This is a genomic window from Deltaproteobacteria bacterium (assembly GCA_016874775.1).
Classification (GTDB): Bacteria; Desulfobacterota; Binatia; order Bin18; family Bin18; genus VGTJ01.
Window position 1 is genome coordinate 1 of sequence record VGTJ01000348.1, and the last position, 2058, is coordinate 2058.

General features: G+C 55.4%; 1 protein-coding gene and 2 pseudogenes. All 3 read right to left on the minus strand.

The features are described 5' to 3' along the window. Positions 1 to 830 (minus strand): GDP-mannose 4,6-dehydratase (gene gmd, locus FJ147_28365; protein MBM4259798.1); only part of this gene is annotated, 830 nt, incomplete at its 3' end. Next, positions 830 to 1044 (minus strand): annotated as a pseudogene (locus FJ147_28370) (hypothetical protein). The gene gmd and the pseudogene FJ147_28370, both read right to left, overlap by 1 nt. Before the next feature lie 423 nt (positions 1045 to 1467). Then, positions 1468 to 1785 (minus strand): annotated as a pseudogene (locus tag FJ147_28375) (DDE-type integrase/transposase/recombinase). Between the last annotated feature and the right edge of the window lie 273 nt (positions 1786 to 2058).

Genomic DNA, 2058 nt, shown 5'->3' on the forward strand with positions numbered 1-2058 from the left:
TCCCAGCGGATCTGCATGTCGAGCTCCTTGGCTGCGGCATTGACGAAGTCGCGCACGGAATATTGCACGCCGGTGGCGATGACGAAGTCCTCAGGTTTGTCCTGCTGTAGCATGAGCCACTGCACTTCGACGTAGTCTTTGGCGTGGCCCCAGTCGCGCTTGGCGTCCATGTTGCCAAGGTATAAGGTGTCCTGTAAGCCGAGCTTGATACGCGCCAGGGCTCTCGTAATCTTACGGGTAACGAAGGTTTCACCTCGGATGGGGCTTTCGTGATTAAATAAGATGCCGTTGCAAGCGTAGATACCATAGGCCTCGCGGTAGTTGACGACGATCCAGTAGCCGTACAGCTTGGCGACAGCGTAGGGGCTTCTCGGGTAGAAAGGGGTGGTTTCCTTCTGTGGAATCTCTTGAACCATTCCAAAGAGTTCTGAGGTGCTGGCCTGGTAGAAGCGGGTTTTTCTTTCCAGGCCGAGGATGCGGATTGCTTCGAGGAGGCGCAACACGCCGATGGCGTCAGAGTTGGCAGTGTATTCGGGTTCTTCAAAGCTCACTGCCACGTGGCTCTGCGCTGCGAGGTTGTAGATTTCGTCAGGTTGGGTCTGCTGGATGATGCGGGTCAAAGAGGAGGAATCGGTCATGTCGCCATGGTGAAGAAAAAAACTCACATCCTTCGCATGGCGATCTTGATAAAGGTGATCGATGCGGTCGGTGTTGAAAAGCGAGGTTCGGCGCTTTAGGCCATGAACCTCGTAGCCTTTCTCAAGCAGAAATTCTGCGAGGTAAGCGCCATCTTGGCCAGTGACGCCAGTTATTAGAGCGACTTTACTCATTACTGCCTCCCGTAATTGTCTTCAAACCGGATGATGTCATCCTCGCCCAGATAGCTCCCGGACTGCACATGAATGATCTTCATAGAAATCCCCCGAGGTTGGCAAGGCGATGCACATCATTGAGTGGAATATAGGTTGATTGGTTTTTCCGGAGCAAGATGAATTTGTCATTATTTGTGTGAAGAGTGACGATGAGCTGAAAACACCCCGTTATGCAAACGCCTCAGAATTCCCTATGAGCGCAAGGGGGAGCATCCACCAGTTGGTGGTCTGATACAGCAACATCATTCAGCATCTATTCGATGTCGAGCTTGCTTTGACCATATGGGTTGGTGGCATTGGTGAGATGGTTTTTATCTAACGGGGGTGTGACCGGCGTGAAAAAACTGATCCAGTCCGAGTGAGAGAAGATTTCTATTTTCTGACACTGGAAAGGATCAAGAAATGCCCAAAGGAGTGCGCCTAAAGCCCGAGCAGGCTGTGGCCAAGCTGCGGGAGATCGAGGTTAAATTAGGCCAAGGCAAGGATGTGCTGAAGGCCTACCGCGATGCTGGTGTGACGGACAAGAGCTACTCCTGGTCGGCCCCCATCGAGTGGTCCAGGTGGAATGTTATTTCAGAGTTGGCCTTTTCGCTAGTTAGAGCGTGGCCGGCGAAGCTTGTCGGCGTAACGCAGCCGGCCACGCGGCCAATGCAGGTACGAACACCTCGGGTGCAGGCAGCTTGTAGCCGAGGGCCACTTGCAACTCGGCGCAGCAGTACTGGCTCCCGCGATCCAAGTGGAAGATCACTCCGGGTTTTGGGTGGCGCCTGAACCAGGCCATTCGCAACGCATCGATCACGATTTCCTTCTTCATTCCCGGTCGCATCGACCAGCCTACGATCCTGTGGCTGAAGAGATCGATTACGGCGGCCAGATACAGCCAGCCCTCGCCAGTGTCGATGCAGGTTATGTCGCTCGTCTAGACACGGGTGGGGGCATCGACCTTGAACTGCCTCCTAAGCAGGTTCGGCGCCACCGGCGAGCTTTACTTTGAATCGGTCGTCGCCTTGTACTTCCGCTTCGCTCTTGCCCTGATGCCGTGCAGCGCCATGAGCCGGACCGTGTGTGCCGGCGCGGCGCGCAACGCTGCTTTGCGCTCCAGTCCCATCCATGAGGAAACGCGCCAACCCCGGCCCCGGTGCAGCGCCGCACGGCGAGCGCGGCAAGAGACGAATCCCGGTCAACG